This is a genomic window from Prosthecobacter sp., assembly GCF_014879935.1.
GTDB lineage: Bacteria > Verrucomicrobiota > Verrucomicrobiia > Verrucomicrobiales > Verrucomicrobiaceae > Prosthecobacter.
Genome location: NZ_JACSRD010000105.1, coordinates 15,649 through 35,111 on the forward strand (window position 1 = coordinate 15,649; position 19,463 = coordinate 35,111).

A 19,463-nucleotide genomic window follows, 5' to 3' on the forward strand; every position below is an offset into this window, starting at 1 on the left:
AACCGTCACACTGGGTCATTCTAGCTCATGCAAGAACACATCTTGTCCACCTTCAATCACTCGCTCGGCCGGCTTCGTCAGGATGTGCTCGCCATGTCCAGCATGGCGCGCAAAAACCTCGCCAGCGCCATGCGCGGGCTCTTGGAACGCGACACGGATCTCTGCAATGCCGCCATCGCCGCCGACCAGGATGTGAACGAGCTGGAGAAGGCCGTGGACAAGCTCGGCATGCAGATCCTCGTGAAGTTCCAGCCCACCGCGCACGATCTGCGCGTGGTCATGGGTACCATCCGCGTCGCCAACAATCTCGAACGCATCGCTGACCAGGCCTCCAGCATCGCCAAACGCGCCCGCCTCATCAACAACCTGCCCGAGTTCGCCGAGGTGAAGCTCATCCAGCCGGTTTACTCGCTTTGCGACCGCAATCTCGACGCCAGCCTCCAGGCCTTCCTCAACGCCGATCCGGATGCCGCCGCTGCCGCACGTCTGCTCGACAAGGAACTCGATGCCGCCGAGAAGGCGCTCGATCGTGAGCTCATCTCCGTCATGGAGTCGCATCACTCGGAGCTCGAAGGCTACATCCATCTCATCTTCGTCGCCCGCTTCCTCGAACGTGTCGGCGACCACGCCAAGAACATCTGCGAGGACACCATCTTCATCGAGCGTGCGGAGGACATCCGCTTCAGCAAGGACAAACGCGCCGAGGCCACGGCGCCCGTCACCGCTTGAGGCCCACGCGGCATGTCTTCGCGGCGCAAACCTTCCTCGTGGCTCCTCGCCGGTGGGTTCATCGTCATCGCCTGGGTGTTTGCGGATGTCGTCCTGTTGAAAGGCCCGCTGCACGTGCTGGTCATGCGGGGCAGGGCAGGGGAGGCCGCGGTGGAAGTCGCCGGCATCACCATCAGCCGCCGCGAATTCGCTGAGGCGCTCCGGGATGACCTGTGGCGGCGTCATGAAACCTGGGCGGCGCTGGATGCGGCCACACGCAGCCAGCGGCGGCACGGCGTGGTGGAAGCGCTCGTCAGCGACCGCCTCGTTCACGCCGCACGCCTGCGTGATCCCGCCTTCCATCCCGCCGCTCCATCCGTCCGGCGTGAAATAGACATGCAGCAGCGTCAGTTCGCCACGCCTGCGCAGCATCCACCCCGCCTCGCCGCGCAGGGCCACACCCCGCAGTCCTTCCAGGAGGCCGTCCGTGCCGCGCAGCTCGATGAACAGTGGTTGCAGGCGCAGCTCGACCTCCGCGTGCCGCCACCTGGCGAGGCTGCCCTGCGCTCCTGGTATGAGCAGCGGAGGGAAACCCTGCGCATTCCACCCGCCCATCATGCGGCGCACCTCTTCCTCAAAGGCAAAGATCGCAGCGCCGAGCTGGCGCGGCTGCGGCACCAGATCGTGACAAAGCAGCAGACCTTTGCCACGCTCGCCGCCAAGCACTCCGAAGATGAACGCACCAAGAGCATCGGCGGTGATCTCGGCTGGTTCACCCGCGAGCGCATGCCGGCGGACTTCATCGCCGCTGTCGGGCGGCTCCCCGTCGGCCAGTTCAGCGAACCTGTCTCCACCAAGCTTGGCTGGCATCTCATCATCGTTCTGGAGCGCCGTGAATCACGCCTGCCCGGCTTTGACGAAGTCCGGGACGAGATCGCCGCCCTGCTCCACCGCCAGCAGCGTGACGCCGCCCTTCAGCAGCTCATCACCGCGCTGAAAAAAGACGCTGCGGCTTCCACGAAATATCACGCCGCGATCATTGACCACGTGGAGCCCGCGCCCTAAATGCCGGCATGAAATCCAACGTCGGCGTTCTTGGTCTGGGCATCATTGGCAGTCGGGTCGCGGAAAACCTCCGCAAGGCAGGGCATGAGGTCTTCGTCTGGAGCCGTAGCGCCCGCCCCGTGCCGAACTTCCTCGCCTCCCCGCGTGAGGTCGCCGAGGCCGCTGGTATCATCCAGGTCTTCGTGCGCGACAGCGCCGCGCTGCTGGAGGCCGTCAACGACATGAAGCCCGCGCTCAGAGCCGGCCACCTCGTGATGAATCACGCCACCGTCAGCAAGAAAGCCACCCTGGAAGCCGCCCGCATCGTCGAAGCCACCGGCGCCGCCTTTCTGGATGCCCCCTTCACCGGCAGCAAGATGGCCGCGCAGAATGGCAAGCTCTGCTACTACATCGGCGGCAGTGATTTGATGCTCGAACGCGCCCGGCCCGTGCTCGAGGCCAGCTCCGCCAAGATCCTCCCCCTCGGCGGCGTGGGCGATGCCATGGTGCTCAAGATCGTCACCAACCTCGTCTCCTCCGTCATCGTCGAGGCCGTCGCCGAAGCCGCCGCCATCACCAAGGCGAACAACATCCCGCTCGAACTGCTGCACACCGCGCTGGAAGGCAACGCCAACTACTCCACCCTGATCGGCATGAAGCTCCCCGCCATCATCCAGAAGGACTTCGAGCCCCACTTCTCCCTGCGCAACATGCTCAAGGACGCCGACTTCGCCCGCGAACTCGCCGCCGAAGCCAGTCTCGCCGTCCCCGCCATCGACTGCACCGCCGCCATCATGCGCAGAGGCGTCGATGCCGGCCAGGGCGACCTCGACTTCAGCGTCATCGGCGACCGGTAAAGCGTGTTCGCTTCATGGACCTCGGCATTCCGATGCCGGGCCAACGTATCCACCCCATCCGCGCACGCGGTTGAAAGTTTCAGGTTTCAAGACTCTGCAAACAACCAGGAGGGCCATCAAGTCGCCCCAGTCGCGACGGTTCGTGGGCCTTGGGCTCATCCACGCCTGATGCGGCGGGCCTTGAAGATTGTCGTGGGCAGCTTGGGTGCGGAGCATCCGAACGCGCAGACGGTTCGACAGAACTACCTCGGCCTCCTGAAAGCCCTGAACGTGCCGGAAAGTGAGTGGGAAGAGCGGGTGAGGAGCGCGGTGGCCGGGGAGTAGGACGCGGGGTCTCCACGCGCCGACGCTCAACTTTGAAGCGGTTCTCTCGGCTCGAAAGGAAGCGGTGGAGAAGGGCGTCCGAGCGTCGGAGCGCGAGGATGGCGAAGCCTGCTCGCCTGTTTCAAGGCCCAACGTGAACGACGGGCCGGTGATGCCTGAGAATGACCGATCGTGTTCGTGAGCAGGGGAGCCCGCGCGAAGTGCCAGAACGCTCTCTTCCATCGACCCCAGGTCGCCTGATCCATGAACCCACGCCGCAGCAGTCCGGGCAGGAGCGCGGAACTCCGATTCCGCAGCAGGTCGTCGAAGGGATTCGCGGGATGAGGCCGCAAGAACGTCATGGGGCCAAGCCGCTGCTGCGGGCTCGGAAGGCACCCTCGTCCGCCTGGAGGGCGGTGAAACGGCAGGGACGCGCGGCACCGCGTCCGCGTTGGAAAAGGCTCGCCGCTCGGAGGATCCGCGCTCCTTGCCGACTTGTCGTCGGCCGTCCATACTGCCCGCATGCCCGATTTCGACCATCTCCGTGTGCTCCTCCAACGCCGCATCGATCTCATCGCCGATCATGCGTTCCGGGATCGCGATGCGGCGGGGCATCTGGAGGCGCTCAAAAATGTTTCGGAGGAACTCATGGCCGAACATCAAAAGCTGCGCCCGCAACTGCCGCCGCGGCTGAATCATTTCCTCACGCAGGCCAGTTTCTCCAAGGCGCTGGAATATCTCGATAGCTCGGAGGACTGAACGCGTTGAAGTCGGACCATGAACCGACCTCTTCTGGCTCTCGCATCGTTGTTTTCCCTCGTGATCGGTGCCGTGTCCGCGCCTGCGGCCGACAAACCGAACATCATCTTCATCCTGTGTGATGACCTGGGCTCCGGTGATGTGAAATGCTTCAATCCTGAAGGCAAGATCGCCACGCCGCACATGGACCGGCTCGCGAAGGAGGGCGTGAAGTTCACTGATGCGCATTCTGGCTCCAGCGTGTGCACGCCGACGCGCTACGGCGTGATGACGGGGCGCTACGCGTGGCGTTCGAAGCTGCAAAGCGGCGTGCTCGGCGGTTTGAGCCCGCGTTTGGTCGAGCAGGGGCGCCTGACCGTGGCGAATCTGCTCAAGGAGCAGGGTTACTCGACGCACTGCGTCGGCAAATGGCATCTGGGCATGGATTGGGTGCGCAAAGGCGAGGTGGCCGAGCTGAACATCGAATCCGCCGACCAGGTGAACAATGTCGATTACACGAAGCCGATCACGAACGGACCGACCAGCGTCGGCTTTGACACCTACTTCGGCATCAGCGCCTCACTGGACATGGTGCCGTATTGCTTCATTGAAAACGATCACGTCACCGCGAATCCGACGGAGACGATGAAGCTGGAAATGAATGCCGCCGGTGGACGCAAGAGCTTCACGCGTGAAGGCCCGGGAGCGCCCGGCTTCCGTGGTGAGGACGTGCTGCCGGCCCTCACCGAGCGTGCGAAAAAGATCATCGCCGAAAAGGCGGCCGCCGCGGCCAAAGGCAGCCCCTTCTTCATCTACCTGCCGCTGAACTCGCCGCACACCCCGATCCTGCCGAGCGAGAAGTGGGTAGGAAAGAGTGGCATCAGCCTCTACGCCGACTTTGTGATGGAGACAGATGACGCCATCGGCCAGGTCATGCGTGCGACGGAAGAGGCCGGCATCGGACAGGACACGCTCATCATCGTGACGAGTGACAATGGCTGCTCCCCAAGCGCGGATTATCCCAAGCTGGCCGCCGCCGGGCACAATCCGAGCGCGATCTATCGCGGCCACAAGGCGGACATCTTTGATGGCGGCCACCGCGTGCCGTTCATCGTGCGCTGGCCGGCGAAGGTGAGGGGCGGACAGACATCGACACAGCTCGTCTGCCTGACCGATTTCATGGCCACGGCCGCCGACATCGTGGGCGCGAAGCTGCCAGACAACGCCGCCGAGGACAGCTTCAGCTTCCTTCCAGCGCTGCTGGGCGAATCCGGCCAGACCACGCGCAAGAGTGTGATCCACCATTCGATCAACGGTAGCTTCGCGTTGCGTGAGGGGGACTGGAAACTGGAGCTGTGCGCTGGTTCGGGCGGGTGGAGTGATCCGCGTCCCGGTTCTCCTGGCGAGAAAGGTCTGCCTGACACCCAGCTCTACCATTTGAAGGACGACATCGCAGAGAAGAACAACCTGCAATCCTCAGAGCCGGCCGTGGTGACCAAAATGACGGCGGAGCTCGAAAAGATCATCGCGGATGGTCGCAGCACGCCCGGTGCTGCGCAGAAGAACGCGGTCGATGTTCTGGTGAGAAAACCGACGCCTGCCGCCAAGGGCAAGAAGAAGGCGAAATGAGCAAACTTTCTTCGTGCGTTCCAAATCCGACCCGCTAACCTCGCGGCCTCGTTTCCCCTAAACCAAGCACCCACCATGAGCAAAAGCGCACCCAAACTTCACAACGCGATGTGGCCCGGTCTCGTCGGCAAAGGCACTGGCGAAGGCCAGGATCCGCCGATCAGCCTCGAAAAAATGCTCGATCTGACGGCCGCCGCAGACGTGAACGGCCAGAAGTTCGAAGGCATCGACTACTTTCTCTTCCTGCCGCACACCGACCCGAATGCCAGCGATGAAGAGATCAAGAAGATCGCCGATTTGATCGCCTCCAAGGGCTTCGCCGTGGGTTCCCTCGTTGCCCCCGTGTGGCCCGGCACCGTGGGCGACAGCGCCATGGGCGACGACGCCCAGCAGGCCAAGTTCCTCGACGCCGTGAAGATGGCCTGCCGTATCGCGAAGGTCTTCAACAGCACCGGCATCCGCAAATATGGCGTCATCCGGATCGACTCCGCCGAGTTCGGCGTGAACAAGTGGCGTGAGAATCCGGAAGTGAACACCGCCCGCATCATCGACACCTTCAAGAAGGCCGCCGCGATCGCCGCTGACCACGGTGAGCGTCTCGCCGCCGAAGGTGAGATCTGCTGGGCTGGCATGCACTCCTGGAAGGACATGCTCGACGTGCTCGAAGGCGTCGGCATGCCGAACGCCCTCGGCTTCCAGGCCGACCTGGCCCACACCTACCTCTACACGCTGGGCTACAACGCTCCTGAGCACGCCTTGCTGAAGGAAGGCTACACGCAGGACGAGTTCTACGCCGCCTACGAGCAGATGACCGACAAGCTCCGCCCGTGGACGATCGACTTCCACGTGGCGCAGAACGACGGCACCGTCCACGGCGCCGGCTCGCACGACAAGACTGGCAAGCACTGCCAGGCCGACGATCCGAACGGCAAGCTCGACATCGTGAAATGCGCCGGTTACTGGCTGAAAGACGCCCAGGCCCGTGGCATCCAGCACATCTGCTGGGATGGCTGCATGTTCCCGAACGCGGTGCTCGAAACGCCGAAGACCTGGAACACCATCCTCGACACGATGATCAAGGTGCGTGACGCGCACGGCTGGTAAAGCCACCGTGGTTCGCACAGTCATCTGTGCGGCTCTGATAAGTCTTCACAACGCCGCAGAGTCTCCGTGCTCTGCGGCGTTTCTTTTTCGCTGATGCATCGCCTTCTTGTCATCATGATCGTGCTGGCCTCCTGTGCGCGCATGCCTGTGTCTATCCCGCTGCCTCCAGAAGCCGCTGCTGCTTTGCCTTCAAGCTGCCAGCAGGTGATCTATGTGACAGCGGCAGATGATCAGGCGACGGCGGGAGAAATGCGTCTCTTTGAGCGGACCGTCGCGGGAGTTTGGAAAGCCTTCAGCACGTCGATTCCGGTGCTTCTCGGTCGCCATGGTGTCGCCTGGGGTGTCGGTGAGCCAGCATTGCCAGCCCCACGCGGGTTTCGCCTGAAAAGGGAAGGGGATGGCTGTGCTCCCGCCGGTGTTTTTCGAATCACCCAGGCCTTCGGATCAGGATCGAGGCCCGAGTGGGTCAAACTGCCCTACATTCACTGCACCACGCACCATTTCGGCATCGATGACGGTCGTTCACGTCACTACAACCAGATCGTGGATGATCGCGAAACGACCTGCGATTGGAGCAGCCCGGAAACGATGATGCCGAAGGGAGGCTGTTACGACCTCGGCGCTGTGATCGCCCACAACCCGCAAAACGTGCCGGGTCTCGGTTCATGCATCTTCTTGCACATCTGGCAGGGGCCGGAGATCCCGACCTCAGGCTGCACGGCGATGGCCAAAGCCGACCTTCGAGCCGTGTTGACGAGGCTGGATCCTCACAAGGACCCGCGACTGGTTCAATGGGTGCTCAAACAGGATTGAGGGGAAACCTCAGCGATGCTCGACCACGTCGCTGGTCTTGAAGCGCACCTTTGGCAGCACGGCGTAGCGATCATCAGCGTGGCGATAACCCGCGGGGCAGAGCACCGCGGTGGTGAGGCCCTGCGCTTCCAATCCGAGCAGCTCATCGAATTTGGCCGGGACAAATCCCTCCATGGGACAGGTGTCGATGCCGAGCAGCGCACAATTCATCATGAACTGCCCCAGGGCGATGTAGGCCTGCATCTTGGCCCACTCCGTGGTCATGTAGCCCTGTGCCTGCGTGCCTGCGACCATCTTGCGGAAGCCGGCGAGTGCTTCAGGCGTCCCACCACGCACTTCGACCATGCGGGTGATGAAGGCATCGAGGTCGTCGAGGTTGTAGCTCTTCTTCACGGCCATGACCACGAGGTGGGAGCAGTCGGCGACCTGACGCTGGCGCCAGGCATGCGCCACGAGCTGCTCACGCAGCTCCTGATCCTGCACGATGATGAACTTCCAGGGCTGCAGCCCGAAACTCGAAGGCGTGAGCACCAGCGACTCCTCCAATGCGGCCCAGATGTCGGCAGGGATCTTCTTCGTGGGATCGAAGACTTTGGTGGCGTAGCGCCAGTTCAGGGCATTCAGGAGTTCAGTCGTGTCCATGCAGGTTCGAGAGTGAAAGTGCGGGCTGCTGTTTTGGCATTTGCCCGTCATTTCCGCAACAGCGAACCGAAAGCGGGAACCCCGCTACTCCAGCTCCGGAGGGACGTTGCCGTAGCTCCACGGTTTGCCGAAGGGCGGGGCTTTCGGAGGCTCAGGTTTCGACTCCGCCGCCATCTGGTTGGCCAGTTCGATGCCTTTCTTCGCCATCTGTGTGCCCGCCGTGATTTCGAGGTTCGAGTAAGCCGTAAGTCGCGTCTCATAGCCGCCCCCCTGGGGTCCAAAAGCCTCCTCCGTGGGCACGTAGCCGACGATGCCGTTCGAAAGCTCACACGGGAAGGTGAAGGCGTGCTGGCTGCCTTTTTTGATGTCGAGGCCGTATTGCACGAAGTATTCCGCCGGATTCGAGACAAAGCAGGCCGGGCCGATCTTGATGCACTGCACCTCACAATCGACGAGCGGCGAGGTCTTGTTGAGGAAGTCCAGCATGGCGATCTCCTTGGCAAAGAGCCACTCGCTGGTGTCGCCTGCCGGTTTCGGCTGCGAGACGATCGCGAGGGCCTTCTCCACTCGTTTCCGCGATGGCGGGCGACGTTTGATCTTCAAAACTTCCTGCCGTGTGTCGATGGGCGCAGTGGTGCCTCTTGGCATCGAAAGAAGCACACGGACCGCCTCGGCACCGATGCGCCCACCGACGAAACGGCTCCAGTCTTCCGGCTTCGGCCGCTGATTCGGGCTGAGGTTGTCCACCTGGGTGACGTCACCGCAGGCCCCTTGCATGAAGACGACGGGCGCATGGGTGTCGAGGCCGCCCTGAATCGTCTTTTCGAGGTAGTGAATCCAATTGGCCGAGATGCCGCCGGGATTCGTGGTGGCGTGACAGGCGTAGTTGACGATGACGCCGACGAGCTGCCCCTGCAGGTCCCAGGCACCGATCACGCCGACTTGCGGGTCGATCGGTCCGGCGTATTCGAGGATGTCGGGGTTTCCGGGGCCCGGGTGGCTCCAGCTCTGGCCGTTTTTCATGCGCAGGCGGCGGTTGAAGGCGACTTTGTCCTCGTGACCGAAGCCGAACCCAAGTTGCACTGGCACCTTGTTTTGATTCGCCGCCACGACGCCGCTCACGATCTCACGCGTCAGTCGCAGCAGATACCCTGCTTCCGCACAGGAGGACTCCTCATAGGCCAGCTTTTTCACCAGATCGGAAGCGCCATCGTATTCACCGGGCAGGACCATGCCGACCGGCCCGGAACTGTGGGAATGGGACGCGCAGATGAGCACCGCATCGCCTTTGATTCCGGTCGTTTTTTCGATCTGGGCGCGGGCGTCGAGCACGACCTGACGCGGAACGACGAGTGAATCGAGGCCGATCACTGCGGCGGTCTTCCTGCCATCGTCAAACACTGACACACGCACCTTGCAGGCGTCATGGAAGGTCCGGTGGAAGCTCTTGCCGTAGCCGCCGGGCTGCTCGGAGCCGATGTCCGGCGTGATGTCCCGTTCGGCGAAGCCTGCCTTGATGCTAGAGGAGGGCAGGGGAGTCTGGGCGAGTGTGGACGAGATGAGAAGGCCGATGAAGAGGGTGGTCAGGCGCATGAGTCTGATACGCGGAAATGGCCCGCCTTCTGCTTGCGACTCACAAACGATTTACACAGGCAGGTTTTCTCAGTGTTGCTTTTTCCGGTCATCACACCTTAAATTTACCGTGTTCGTTTTCTCCCGACGACCGTGCACGCGCTCTATTACATCGCCAAAGGCCAGAAGACGCTGGGTCCTTGCTCCAAGGACGATCTGCGCAATTTCCTCGCATATGGTTCCATCCGCGACAGCGACCTGGTGAAACGTGAGGATGACGAGCACTGGCGGCCTGTTTCGACCCTGCTGGAGCTGAACCTCGCTGGCGAGGTGCTGGCGGATGGACTGACGACCAAGCCCGTGAGGCGTCGCGTCGCCCGGTATCGCGATCATGATCGTGTGCCTTACGACCAACGGGGCAGCGTGGTGATGCGGCGCATGTTCTTCGGTTTCTTGTTTTTCCCGCCGTTGCTGTGGTGGGCTGCCGTGTCCCTTTACACGGATCACATCTTCCGCCGGAAGAAGGACGAGAACGGTTACCTGCTGGTCTGGGGACGCTGGGTGGAGGTGCTGGCGACGGTGATGATCATCGTGAACGCGCTCGCATGGTGGATGGGCATCACTTACGCCTCCTGGATCCTCGGTCCCGGTCTGCGGGAGCTGAGCAGAGGCATGGGCGAGGCGTGGGACGTCCTGCGCGGCCTGGTGCGGGACATGGGGCTTTGAGAGAGATTTCTGGAGGCTGGCAAGACACGGATTGTCATTCCCTGTGCCGGATTTGGCATCGTGTGCCGTGACTGACATTGAAGCGAAAACGGCCGCGTTTGTGACCGGCATGAAAGCCATGCATTTCATCCCGACCATCGCCCTTTGCATCGCCGTCACCCTTCAAGCCGCGCCATCTGGCACGGACGCCGCCTCGAAGCAGATTGACGCGCTCCTCGCCCAAAGCTGGAAGAAGCACAAGATCACTCCCAACCCGCTCATCGACGACGCCACGTTCCTACGGCGCGTTTATCTGACGGTGGTGGGCCGTATCCCGACCTACGACGAGGCCAAGGCCTTCCATGCCTGCCAGGCACCCGACAAGCGTGCGAAAATCGTCGAATCGTTGCTTTCCAGTGAAGGTTACGTGCAGAACTTTTTCAATTACTGGGCGGACGTGCTGCGCGCGCAGACACAAGGAGTCGCCGGCAGCACAACGGCGGAAAATTATGTGAACTACCTCCGCCAGTCGCTGCGTGAGAACAAACCGTGGGACCAGATGGCCCGCGAACTCGTCTCCAGCGAAGGTTCCTGCTTCGACACCGGCGCCATCGGCTACTACATGCGTGATCGCGGCATGCCGCTCGACAATTTGTCGAACACCACGCGCATCTTCCTCGGCACACGCATGGAGTGCGCCCAGTGCCACGACCATCCCTTCGACAAATGGACGCAGAAGCAGTTCTACGAGATGGCGGCCTTCACGCACAACATGACGGCGTCCAGCTATCGCTCGAAAGGCAACGATGAAGTCAACAAGCTCATCCGAGCTGACAAGTCCATCGACAAGCAGACCCAGGACCTCATGCGGCAGGCCCTTCAAGAGGTCTTCCGCCCGCTGCGTGACACGCTCGTGGTGCAGAACAAGGGCAGCATCCGCCTCCCACACGACTACAAGTACAGTGACGCAAAGCCGAAGGACGTGGTGCCTGCCTCGGTGATGTTTGGCAAGCCCGTCACCCTCGCGAAGGAGTCCAACACCATCGGCGAATTCGGCAAATGGCTCACCTCCGCGGAAAATCCGCGCTTCACCACCATCATCGCGAACCGCCTGTGGAAACGCGTTTTCGGCGTCGGCATCTACGAGCAGGTCGATGAGATGATGGACAATTCAGTCGCCTCGAACCCGGAACTGATGCGCTTCCTCGAAAAACAGATGGTCGCGTACAAGTATGACATGAAGGCCTACCTCCGCATGCTGCTGAACACGCAGGCCTTTGCCCGCGCCAGCGAGAAAGAAGCGCCCCCCGGCGTGCCCTACTACTTCCAGGGCCCAGTCTTCCGCCGCATGACCGCCGAGCAGGTCTGGGACTCCATGGTCGCCCTTGTCAGCCCCGAGCCTGAGCAGCCGAACTGGTCCGCCCGTGAGCGTGAGCGCCGCGAGCTCAACAACCGCCACAACCTCGCCAAGATGCTCGACAAGACCGAGCCCGAACTCCTCTTCGAAGCCTCCAAACTTGTCGCCACCGCGATGAAGGAACAGAACAAGGAATTCGACCAGCTCCGCAAGGAGCTCGATGTCGCCCGTGCGAAGGACGACAAGGAAAAGTCCAAGGAAATCCAGCGCCGCCTCAATGAAAGCCAGCGCATCCTGCGCGAGACCGTCTCCCGCTGCTTCTACGAGGCCGCGAAGAAATCCAACAACCAGGAAATCCAGGCCCAGCTCGCCGCCAGCGCCGGAGACGGCCCCATGGAGATGGCGATGATGAACATGATGGAAAACGCACGCGTCGATGCCAGGGACGCGCCGCTCAATGAGAAGCTCATGACCCGCATCAAGGCCGATGAAGTCCTCCTCGGCATCAAAGATGCGAAGAGCATCAAGAGTTACGAAAACTACCAGAAGACGCTTCACCAAACCTGGAGCCGCGCCGCCGAACTGCCCTCGCCCGCGCCTCGCGGTCACTTCCTCCGCGAATTCGGCCAGAGCGACCGCGATGTGATCGAAAACTCTTCCGATGAAGCCTCCGTGCCGCAAGCCCTCACCATCATGAACGGCTCGCTGCTCAGCCAGATCACCAGCGGCTGGTCGGCCTTCAGCCTGAATCTGCGCAAAGCCGCCACCAACGAGGAAAAGATCGATGTTCTCTTCCTCAGCCTCTACTCCCGTCCGCCCACCGGGAAGGAGAAAGCCAAGATGCTGCAAACCCTCGAGTCCTACGCCTCCAACAAAGCCCTCTGGGAAGACATCACCCTCGCCGCCCTCAGCACGCAACGCTTCATCTTTGTCGAATAAGCCCACGCCGCGTCAATTCCTGAAACTTGAAACTTTTAACCTGAAACTCTTCATGAACTCTGACCTCTCCCGCCGCTCCGTGATGACCCGCATGGCACAGACTTGCCTCGGCGTCGGCATGCTTCCTTCCATGGAGCATCTTTTCAGCAGCAAAGCCTTCGCTGCGGGTGAAGGTGCTGCCACGGCCAAGCAGGCCGCCACCGCACGCAATGTCATCTTCCTCTACATGACCGGCGGTCAAAGCCATCTCGACACCTGGGATCCGAAGCCCGACAACAAAGAGGTCGCCGGTCCGGTGAAAGCCATCAAGACCAGCGCCGATGGTGTGCGCGTCAGCGAATACCTCCCGCGCATCGCCAAAAAGATGCACCACGCCACCGTCATCAACTCGATGGCCACCAACACCGCCGCGCATGAGCAGGCGAACTACTTCATGCACACCAGCTTCGGTTTGCGCAGCACCATCAAGCATCCCGGCATGGGCGCATGGCTCAGCTTCTTCCAAGGCCCCGGCAACCCCGCGCTGCCGCCGTATGTTTACATCGGCAACGACAGCCGCCATCCCGGTGCCGGTTTCTTCGCGAAGAAACACGGCCCGCTCATGGTCAACAACCCCGAGGCCGGCCTGCAAAACGTCCGCCCGCAAAAAGGCGTCACCGATGACCGCTTCGCCATGCGTCGCGACCTCGCGGGCGCTCTCGATGCCGAGTTTCAGGCCAAATGGGACACGCGCGGCGTCAAAGCCTACGCCGACATGTATGACGACGCCGTCCGTCTCATGAAAAGCGAGGACCTCGTCGCTTTCGACCTCACCAAGGAACCCGAAGACGTGCGCAAAGCCTACGGTAAAGAAACCTTCGGCCAAGGCTGCCTTCTCGCTCGTCGCCTCGTCGAGCACGGCGTGCGCTTCATTGAGGTCAGCTTTGGCAGTTGGGACACCCACACCGCGAACTTCATCAACACGCCGCGTCTGTGCGACACGCTCGACACCGCGCTCACCGCTCTCGTCGCCGATCTGGAGCAGCGCGGCATGCTCGACAGCACCATGATCGTCGTCAGCTCCGAATTCGGCCGCACGCCGAAGATTAATCAGAACCAAGGCCGCGATCACTACCCCATCTTCAGCTCCGTCATCTTCGGCGGCGGCATCAAAGGCGGCTTCACCTACGGTGCCACCACACCCGACGGTGCCGGCATCGCCGCCGACAAAGTCGGCCCGCCCGACCTCAACGCCACCATCGGCTACGCCCTCGGCCTCCCGCTCGACCAGGTCATCTACTCCCCCAGCAAGCGCCCCTTCACCGTCGCCGACAAAGGCCAGCCGCTCACGCATCTGTTTGCCTGAGCAAGCCGAATCAACACCAACAACGAAACGCCCGGCAGTGTGAGCTGCCGGGTGTTTTGCTTTGAGAGTCAAAGAACGGGCTGACTGTCAGCCCGTTCCATGCGAAGGCGGATCAGATGTCCGCCGCGCTGTATTCCCAGCCCTGACGAACGGCCGCGCGCTTGATGAGCTTGTTGGCGTCCTCGTTGTCGGTGGTCTGTGTGGCGCTGTCCCAGCGGATGACCTTGCCGGGGTTGGTGATGCCAAAGTTGCCGAAGAGGCAGAGCTTGGTCAGCGGCACGGAGTAATCGAAGTTGCTGCCGGCGGTCTTGTTCTGCTCGATCGCCATGACAAGTTCGAGCTGCGGCTTGCCAGGGGCGAGGCTGCGTTCGAGGGTCTTCGGCGTTTCTTTGAAGAACTTGGCCAGTTTCGGACGATTGCCGACGACTTCCAGAGCCTCGCAGTAATCGCCAGGATTCAGGATGCTGTCCTCGTCACCCACGATGAGGAAGCCGCCCTTCATCTTGTCGAAATCACGGTCAGCTTCCAGCTTCGCCGGACGCTCAGGCTTCATCGGCTTGCCGTCCTTCATGCCTTCATACCAGTGCAGCTTGATGTCGCCGTATTTGGCATGCTTGAAGGAGCAGATCACGTGCGACCAGGCCGGCCAGCTCACATCGGTGAGTTCTCCGACTTCGGCTTCAATCTGGTAGGGTTCGCCGAGTTCGCAGGCCCAGAAAGGACCGTCCATGATGTGGCAGCCCATGTCGCCCATGGCACCAGCGCCGAACTCGCGATGACCGCGCCAGGCGAAGGGGTGAAGGCCGGGGATGTAAGGATGATCGGGGACCTGGGCCAGCCACTGCTGCCAGTTCACGTGGGCGGGAGCCTGGCCGACCGCTTCGGCGACTTCGTTGGACTCTTCCTTGCGGCGTGGCTTTGGAGCTGTCTTGCCGGTGTAGATGTCTTTGGCGGCATTGCCCTGCGGCCAGATCGGACGATTGGTCCACACGTGGATTTCCTTCACATTGCCGACGACGCCGGCGTTCATCCACTCCTTGAGCTGGCGGATCTGCTCACCGGTGTGGCCCTGGTTGCCCATGTTGGTCTTCACGCCCTTCTTCTTGGCGGCTTCGTGAAGCTGATTGGCCTCCCAGATGCGGTTCACCAGCGGCTTCTGCACGCAGACGTGCTTACCACGCTTGATGGCTTCCATGGCGGCCGGGTAATGCGCGTGGTCAGGCGTGGAGACCGTGCACATGTCGATCTTGTCGCCCATCGTTTCGAACATCTCCATGAACGAGGTGAACATCTTCGCGTCCGGATACTTCTTCTGGGCGTCCTTGAGGCGGTTGCTGTCGATGTCGCAGATGGCGACGATGTTCGCACCTTCGGCGGCGATGCCGACGTCAGACGCGCCCTTGCCACCCGCGCCACCGATGCCGGCGACGTTGAGTTTCTTGGCGGCTTCCTGCCCGAGGAGGAGGTTCGGGAAGAAGATGCCACCAGCGGTGGCGGCGGTGCCGCGCAGGAAGGCACGGCGGTTGGGGAAGAGTGTGGGCTTCATGGTTTGGTTTGAGGGCCGCGACGATAGCGGTTAGGCCGCTTGGAACGCAACGGGAATGTCGTCTCCTCCACGAAAATCACCCCGTGGGCAAAGAAACACCGGCAGGGCATTCTTTGTGCTTGGCGAGGCGGCAGCTCACCCGCTAAAACGCCCCATGGACTTTGCCAAATTTGCTTCCGAACTCTCCGGTTTTGTGTGGGGCGTGCCCCTCATTGTGCTGCTTTTCGGCACGCATCTCTTCCTGACCATCCGCACCGGCTTCATCCAGCGCTTTCTGCCTCGTGCGATCAAGATCTCCCTCTCACGCGAGAAGGAAGGGGAAGGGGATGTCTCGCAGTTTGGCGCCCTCATGACGGCGCTGGCCGCCACCATCGGCGCGGGCAACATCATCGGCGTCGCCGGTGCCGTCGCCACGGGTGGACCGGGTGCCGTGTTCTGGATGTGGCTCACGGGCGTGTTCGGCATCGCCACGAAATACGCGGAGGCAGTCCTTGCCGTGAAATATCGCGTGCAGATGCCGGATGGCAGCTATGCCGGCGGCCCGATGTATGCCCTGGAACGCGGCCTGGGGCAGAAGTGGCTCGGCGTCGTGTTCGCTGTCTTCACCTGCGTCGCCGCGTTCGGCATTGGCAACATGTTCCAGGCCAATGCGGTCGTGGAGACGCTGAAGGAGTGGATCAAGCCCGGCGCTGAATCTGAAAACGTCATGCGCTGGGTGGCCGGACTCGTGATGGCGGCCATCACCGGTGCCGTCATCCTCGGCGGGGTGAAAAGCATCGCCAAAGTGTGCGGCTTCCTCGTGCCGATCATGGCCGTGGGCTACGTCATCGGCTGCGTCTTGATTCTGATCAAGAATGCCGCGCTGCTGCCACAGGCGCTCAGCGACATTGTCGGCGGTGCCTTCACCAGCCACGCAGCGGTGGGCGGTTTCACCGGAGCCGCGCTGAAATCCGTCATCCAGTCCGGGATCGCGCGCGGTTTGTTCTCCAACGAATCAGGCCTGGGCAGCGCACCCATCGTCGCGGCGGCCGCGCAGACGCGGAATCCGGTCCGTCAGGCGCTGGTGTCTTCCACGGCCACATTCTGGGACACCGTCGTCGTCTGCGCCATCACTGGCCTCGTCATCGTGAGCAGCGGCCATTGGAAGGAGGGCCTGCCAAAGGCAGCGCTGACGAACGCTGCGTTTGAAGAGCTCCACACCATCGGTCCGATCTTCCTGCTGTTCGGTCTCATGACCTTTGTGTTCTCCTCGATCCTCGGCTGGTGCTACTACGGCGAAAAAGCCGCCGAATACCTCGTGGGACCGCGTGCGGTGAAGCCCTACCGCATTCTATGGGTTCTCATGGTCCTGGTCGGGTCAGTGCAGCCTGCGGCGGCCGTCATGGATTTCTCAGACGCCGCCAACGGCCTCATGGCTGTGCCGAATCTCATCGCCCTCATCTGCCTCAGCGGTGTCATCGCCGCCGAAACCAAGGCGCACTCGAACGAACTGACCGGGAAGGACTGAAAAAGTCTTTCCAGACACTTGCAAGATGGTCATGGACCTCTACTTTGGCGGCCCTTCGACCACCACTGCCTCATGGTGTAATGGTAACACAGCAGATTCTGAATCTGTTATTCAAGGTTCGAATCCTTGTGAGGCAACCAACTGAAAGAATCAGTAGGTCCACGGCTCGGCAGCTCAGGCTCAGAATGAGGTGAAGGTTACGACGCTGATGTTTCGCGGACTCCTGTCAGGTTCGTCGCGTACTTCGGACATCCTCCAGGTCGCGGTGATTGAACTGGATCAGCACCTAGGGCGTCATCTTCTTGATCAGACGATCCCCCAAGCCGAGATCGCGACAGTTCTTCGTGCTCGGGCCGCAAGGCGTGTGTTTCACCGGGCATCTGCCCCCTGTCAGCTCATCAAACCGCTGCCGCCTTGACCCTTCTGTCCTCCTCCGCATGGGTGCGCCCCTCCTGCATGGCTGATCCCAATCTCTCCTCCTTCCTCTGGTCCGTCGCCGACCTGCTTCGTGGCGACTACAAGCAGTCGGAGTATGGCAAAGTCATACTGCCGTTCACCGTACTGCGCCGTCTGGACTGCGTGCTGGAGGGCACCCGCGCCGCGGTGTTGAAGGAAAAGGCCATGCGCGAGGCCGCCGGGCTGAATCCCGAGCCCTTCCTGCTGCGCACCGCCGGGCAGCTCTTTTACAATACGCACTCGATGAGCCTGAAAGAGCTCACGGGCGACGCGGCGAACATCGGCGAGAATCTCCGCGCCTACATTGATGCCTTCTCGCCAGCCGTGCGGGACATCTTTGAGAGCTTCGAGTTCCACACCCAGCTCGACAAGCTGGAGAAGGCCGGGCTGCTCTACCTCGTGGCGGAGAAGTTCAAGAACATCGACCTCCACCCGGAGACCGTCAGCAATGCGCAGATGGGCGCGGTGTTTGAGGAGCTGATCCGGAAGTTCGCCGAGCTTTCGAATGAGACCGCCGGGGAGCACTTCACGCCGCGTGAGGTCATCCGCCTCATGGTGAATCTGCTCTTCATCGAGGACGATCAGGCGCTGACGCGGCCCGGCGTCGTCCGCAGCCTCTACGATCCCACCGCAGGCACCGGCGGCATGCTCAGCGTCGCGGGCGAGCACCTCGCGGAGATCAATCCGGACGCCCGCCTCGTCATGTATGGCCAGGAGTTGAACCCCGAGTCCTACGCCATCTGCAAGGCGGACATGCTCATCAAAGGCCAGGACATCGCCAACATCGTCTTTGGAAACACCCTTTCCGCCGATGGCCTGCACGGGAAGCAGTTCGACTACATGCTGAGCAATCCGCCCTTCGGCGTCGAGTGGAAGAAGATCGAGAAGGAAATCCGCAAGGAGCACGAGCAGCAGGGGCACAATGGACGCTTCGGCCCCGGCCTGCCGCGTGTGAGTGATGGCTCGCTGCTCTTCCTGCTGCACCTGCTTTCAAAAATGCGGCCCGCGAAGGATGGCGGCAGCCGTTTCGGCATCGTGCTGAATGGCTCCCCGCTCTTCACCGGCGGCGCGGGCAGTGGCGAGAGCGAGATCCGCCGCCACCTGCTGGAGAGTGACCTCGTGGAGGCCATCATCGGCCTGCCCACCGACATGTTTTATAACACCGGCATCAGCACCTACGTCTGGATCGTCAGCAACCGGAAGCCCGCCGCGCGGAAGGGCCGGGTGCAGCTCATCGATGCCTCCAGCTTCTGGCAAAAGATGCGCAAGAGCCTCGGCAGCAAGCGCAAGGAACTCAGCCCCGCGCACATCGAGGACATCACCCGCCTGTTTGGCGAGTTCCGGGAGGAGACCCGCGACGGCGTGCCCATCTCCCGCATCTTTAAAAACGAAGCCTTCGGTTATCGCACCATCACCGTCGAGCGACCGGAGCGCGATGCGAAAGGCCAGATCGTCCTCAGCGCCAAAGGCAAGACCAAGGGCAAGCCCGTGCCTGATCCGGCCCTGCGGGACACCGAAAACGTCCCGCTCACCGAGGACGTGGACGCTTATTTCAATCGCGAGGTCCTGCCGCATGCGCCGGATGCGTGGATCGACCCGGAGAAGACGAAGATCGGCTATGAAATCCCCTTCAACCGCCACTTCTACGTCTTCCAGCCCCCGCGCCCGCTGGCGGAGATCGACGCCGAGCTGAAGACCGTCACGGACACCATCCTCAAACTCATCGGAGGGCTCAGCGCATGACGGCGGGCATCTTGGGGACATTTTCGAACTTGGGCGGCTACGGGACTCCAATCCGATCTCACGCAAAGGCGCAAAGGCGCAAAGGTTCCCAGATGCTTTCAGGACTTTGCGCCTTTGCGCCTTTGCGTGAGACCTTAAAGACATTCACTCCGAGGATAACTATTGGACGTTCCGAGGGAGTAATTGCCCGGTCTGAGGGACCTTTTGCCTTCTCCTGGGAATTTATAAGTCTGTCCGGGATACCAAAAGCTCCCTCCGACCCATTAAAAAGTCCCTTCGAGGGAGAAAAGGGGCACCCGGACCTTCGAAAAGGTCGCTCCGAGGGAGCAAAAGCTCGGTCACGGGAATTAAAAAGACCCTCCGCGAGACCTTTTGGTCCCTCCACCCGTCCAAAAGGTGGCTCGGAACGTCCAAAAGCTGCCTTGGCGGGACTTTTTGGGTGCTCCGAAGGCCCA

16 protein-coding genes and 1 tRNA gene are annotated in these 19,463 nt (G+C 61.8%); 14 read left to right on the plus strand and 3 right to left on the minus strand.

The window, feature by feature from the left end; all coding sequences use genetic code 11:
- Positions 1-27: 27 nt before the first annotated feature.
- The 8 genes from phoU (at position 28) to IAE77_RS06785 (ending at position 7,196) form a co-directional block, all read left to right on the plus strand.
- On the plus strand, positions 28-729 hold the full coding sequence (gene phoU, locus IAE77_RS06750) for a phosphate signaling complex protein PhoU (protein ID WP_294223697.1): 702 nt from the start codon (positions 28-30) through the stop codon (positions 727-729).
- A 12-nt stretch (positions 730-741) separates the two neighbouring features.
- The gene (locus IAE77_RS06755) at positions 742-1,773 is read left to right on the plus strand and encodes a peptidylprolyl isomerase (protein ID WP_294223700.1); all 1,032 of its coding nucleotides are present in this window, start codon (positions 742-744) and stop codon (positions 1,771-1,773) included.
- An 8-nt stretch (positions 1,774-1,781) separates the two neighbouring features.
- Positions 1,782-2,609, plus strand: coding sequence for an NAD(P)-dependent oxidoreductase (locus tag IAE77_RS06760; RefSeq protein ID WP_294223703.1), 828 nt, complete (start codon positions 1,782-1,784; stop codon positions 2,607-2,609).
- A gap of 180 nt (positions 2,610-2,789) precedes the next feature.
- On the plus strand, positions 2,790-2,933 hold the full coding sequence (locus IAE77_RS06765; protein WP_294223707.1) for a hypothetical protein: 144 nt from the start codon (positions 2,790-2,792) through the stop codon (positions 2,931-2,933).
- 501 nt (positions 2,934-3,434) lie between these two features.
- Positions 3,435-3,671 carry a hypothetical protein gene (locus IAE77_RS06770; protein ID WP_294223710.1) on the plus strand — a complete coding sequence of 79 codons (237 nt, stop codon included), beginning with the start codon at positions 3,435-3,437 and terminating at the stop codon, positions 3,669-3,671.
- A gap of 18 nt (positions 3,672-3,689) precedes the next feature.
- Positions 3,690-5,279, plus strand: a complete 1,590-nt coding sequence (locus IAE77_RS06775; RefSeq protein ID WP_294223713.1) for an arylsulfatase — start codon at positions 3,690-3,692, stop codon at positions 5,277-5,279.
- A 75-nt stretch (positions 5,280-5,354) separates the two neighbouring features.
- Positions 5,355-6,383 carry a TIM barrel protein gene (locus tag IAE77_RS06780; RefSeq protein ID WP_294223716.1) on the plus strand — a complete coding sequence of 343 codons (1,029 nt, stop codon included), beginning with the start codon at positions 5,355-5,357 and terminating at the stop codon, positions 6,381-6,383.
- A 93-nt stretch (positions 6,384-6,476) separates the two neighbouring features.
- Positions 6,477-7,196, plus strand: coding sequence for a hypothetical protein (locus IAE77_RS06785; protein ID WP_294223719.1), 720 nt, complete (start codon positions 6,477-6,479; stop codon positions 7,194-7,196).
- 9 nt (positions 7,197-7,205) lie between these two features.
- On the opposite strand, the gene IAE77_RS06790 is transcribed toward IAE77_RS06785, so the two are convergent.
- Positions 7,206-7,838: an NAD(P)H-dependent oxidoreductase gene (locus IAE77_RS06790; protein ID WP_294223722.1), complete on the minus strand. Its 633-nt coding sequence runs from the start codon at positions 7,836-7,838 to the stop codon at positions 7,206-7,208.
- An 84-nt stretch (positions 7,839-7,922) separates the two neighbouring features.
- A complete protein-coding gene (locus tag IAE77_RS06795; protein ID WP_294223725.1) occupies positions 7,923-9,431 on the minus strand; it encodes a hypothetical protein in 1,509 nt (502 codons plus the stop codon).
- A 132-nt stretch (positions 9,432-9,563) separates the two neighbouring features.
- Between IAE77_RS06795 and IAE77_RS06800 the strand changes: the two genes are divergently transcribed.
- The 3 genes from IAE77_RS06800 (at position 9,564) to IAE77_RS06810 (ending at position 13,756) form a co-directional block, all read left to right on the plus strand.
- Positions 9,564-10,136, plus strand: a complete 573-nt coding sequence (locus IAE77_RS06800; protein WP_294223727.1) for a DUF4339 domain-containing protein — start codon at positions 9,564-9,566, stop codon at positions 10,134-10,136.
- A gap of 67 nt (positions 10,137-10,203) precedes the next feature.
- Positions 10,204-12,411, plus strand: a complete 2,208-nt coding sequence (locus IAE77_RS06805) for a DUF1549 domain-containing protein (RefSeq protein WP_294223730.1) — start codon at positions 10,204-10,206, stop codon at positions 12,409-12,411.
- Positions 12,412-12,463: 52 nt separating this feature from the next.
- Positions 12,464-13,756: a DUF1501 domain-containing protein gene (locus tag IAE77_RS06810; RefSeq protein WP_294223733.1), complete on the plus strand. Its 1,293-nt coding sequence runs from the start codon at positions 12,464-12,466 to the stop codon at positions 13,754-13,756.
- 112 nt (positions 13,757-13,868) lie between these two features.
- On the opposite strand, the gene IAE77_RS06815 is transcribed toward IAE77_RS06810, so the two are convergent.
- Entirely contained in the window at positions 13,869-15,302 is a 1,434-nt protein-coding gene (locus tag IAE77_RS06815; RefSeq protein ID WP_294223735.1) for a Gfo/Idh/MocA family oxidoreductase, read from the minus strand.
- 154 nt (positions 15,303-15,456) lie between these two features.
- On the opposite strand from IAE77_RS06815, the gene IAE77_RS06820 reads away from it, so the two are divergent.
- From IAE77_RS06820 to IAE77_RS06830, 3 genes are all read left to right on the plus strand, one after another.
- Positions 15,457-16,809, plus strand: coding sequence for a sodium:alanine symporter family protein (locus tag IAE77_RS06820; RefSeq protein WP_294223739.1), 1,353 nt, complete (start codon positions 15,457-15,459; stop codon positions 16,807-16,809).
- A 66-nt stretch (positions 16,810-16,875) separates the two neighbouring features.
- Positions 16,876-16,949: transfer RNA gene (locus IAE77_RS06825), tRNA-Gln, on the plus strand.
- 316 nt (positions 16,950-17,265) lie between these two features.
- Positions 17,266-19,008: a class I SAM-dependent DNA methyltransferase gene (locus tag IAE77_RS06830; RefSeq protein ID WP_345780964.1), complete on the plus strand. Its 1,743-nt coding sequence runs from the start codon at positions 17,266-17,268 to the stop codon at positions 19,006-19,008.
- Positions 19,009-19,463: the final 455 nt, after the last annotated feature.

Excerpts from the sequence above, each read along its gene's own strand:
- IAE77_RS06755 (WP_294223700.1), top strand. The coding sequence starts at position 742 with ATGTCTTCGCGGCGCAAACCTTCCTCGTGGCTCCTCGCCGGTGGGTTC.
- phoU (WP_294223697.1), top strand. The coding sequence starts at position 28 with ATGCAAGAACACATCTTGTCCACCTTCAATCACTCGCTCGGCCGGCTT.
- IAE77_RS06815 (WP_294223735.1), bottom strand. The coding sequence starts at position 15,302 with ATGAAGCCCACACTCTTCCCCAACCGCCGTGCCTTCCTGCGCGGCACC.
- IAE77_RS06820 (WP_294223739.1), top strand. The coding sequence starts at position 15,457 with ATGGACTTTGCCAAATTTGCTTCCGAACTCTCCGGTTTTGTGTGGGGC.
- IAE77_RS06810 (WP_294223733.1), top strand. The coding sequence starts at position 12,464 with ATGAACTCTGACCTCTCCCGCCGCTCCGTGATGACCCGCATGGCACAG.
- IAE77_RS06795 (WP_294223725.1), bottom strand. The coding sequence starts at position 9,431 with ATGCGCCTGACCACCCTCTTCATCGGCCTTCTCATCTCGTCCACACTC.
- IAE77_RS06785 (WP_294223719.1), top strand. The coding sequence starts at position 6,477 with ATGCATCGCCTTCTTGTCATCATGATCGTGCTGGCCTCCTGTGCGCGC.
- IAE77_RS06790 (WP_294223722.1), bottom strand. The coding sequence starts at position 7,838 with ATGGACACGACTGAACTCCTGAATGCCCTGAACTGGCGCTACGCCACC.
- IAE77_RS06770 (WP_294223710.1), top strand. The coding sequence starts at position 3,435 with ATGCCCGATTTCGACCATCTCCGTGTGCTCCTCCAACGCCGCATCGAT.
- IAE77_RS06780 (WP_294223716.1), top strand. The coding sequence starts at position 5,355 with ATGAGCAAAAGCGCACCCAAACTTCACAACGCGATGTGGCCCGGTCTC.
- IAE77_RS06760 (WP_294223703.1), top strand. The coding sequence starts at position 1,782 with ATGAAATCCAACGTCGGCGTTCTTGGTCTGGGCATCATTGGCAGTCGG.
- IAE77_RS06830 (WP_345780964.1), top strand. The coding sequence starts at position 17,266 with ATGGCTGATCCCAATCTCTCCTCCTTCCTCTGGTCCGTCGCCGACCTG.
- IAE77_RS06775 (WP_294223713.1), top strand. The coding sequence starts at position 3,690 with ATGAACCGACCTCTTCTGGCTCTCGCATCGTTGTTTTCCCTCGTGATC.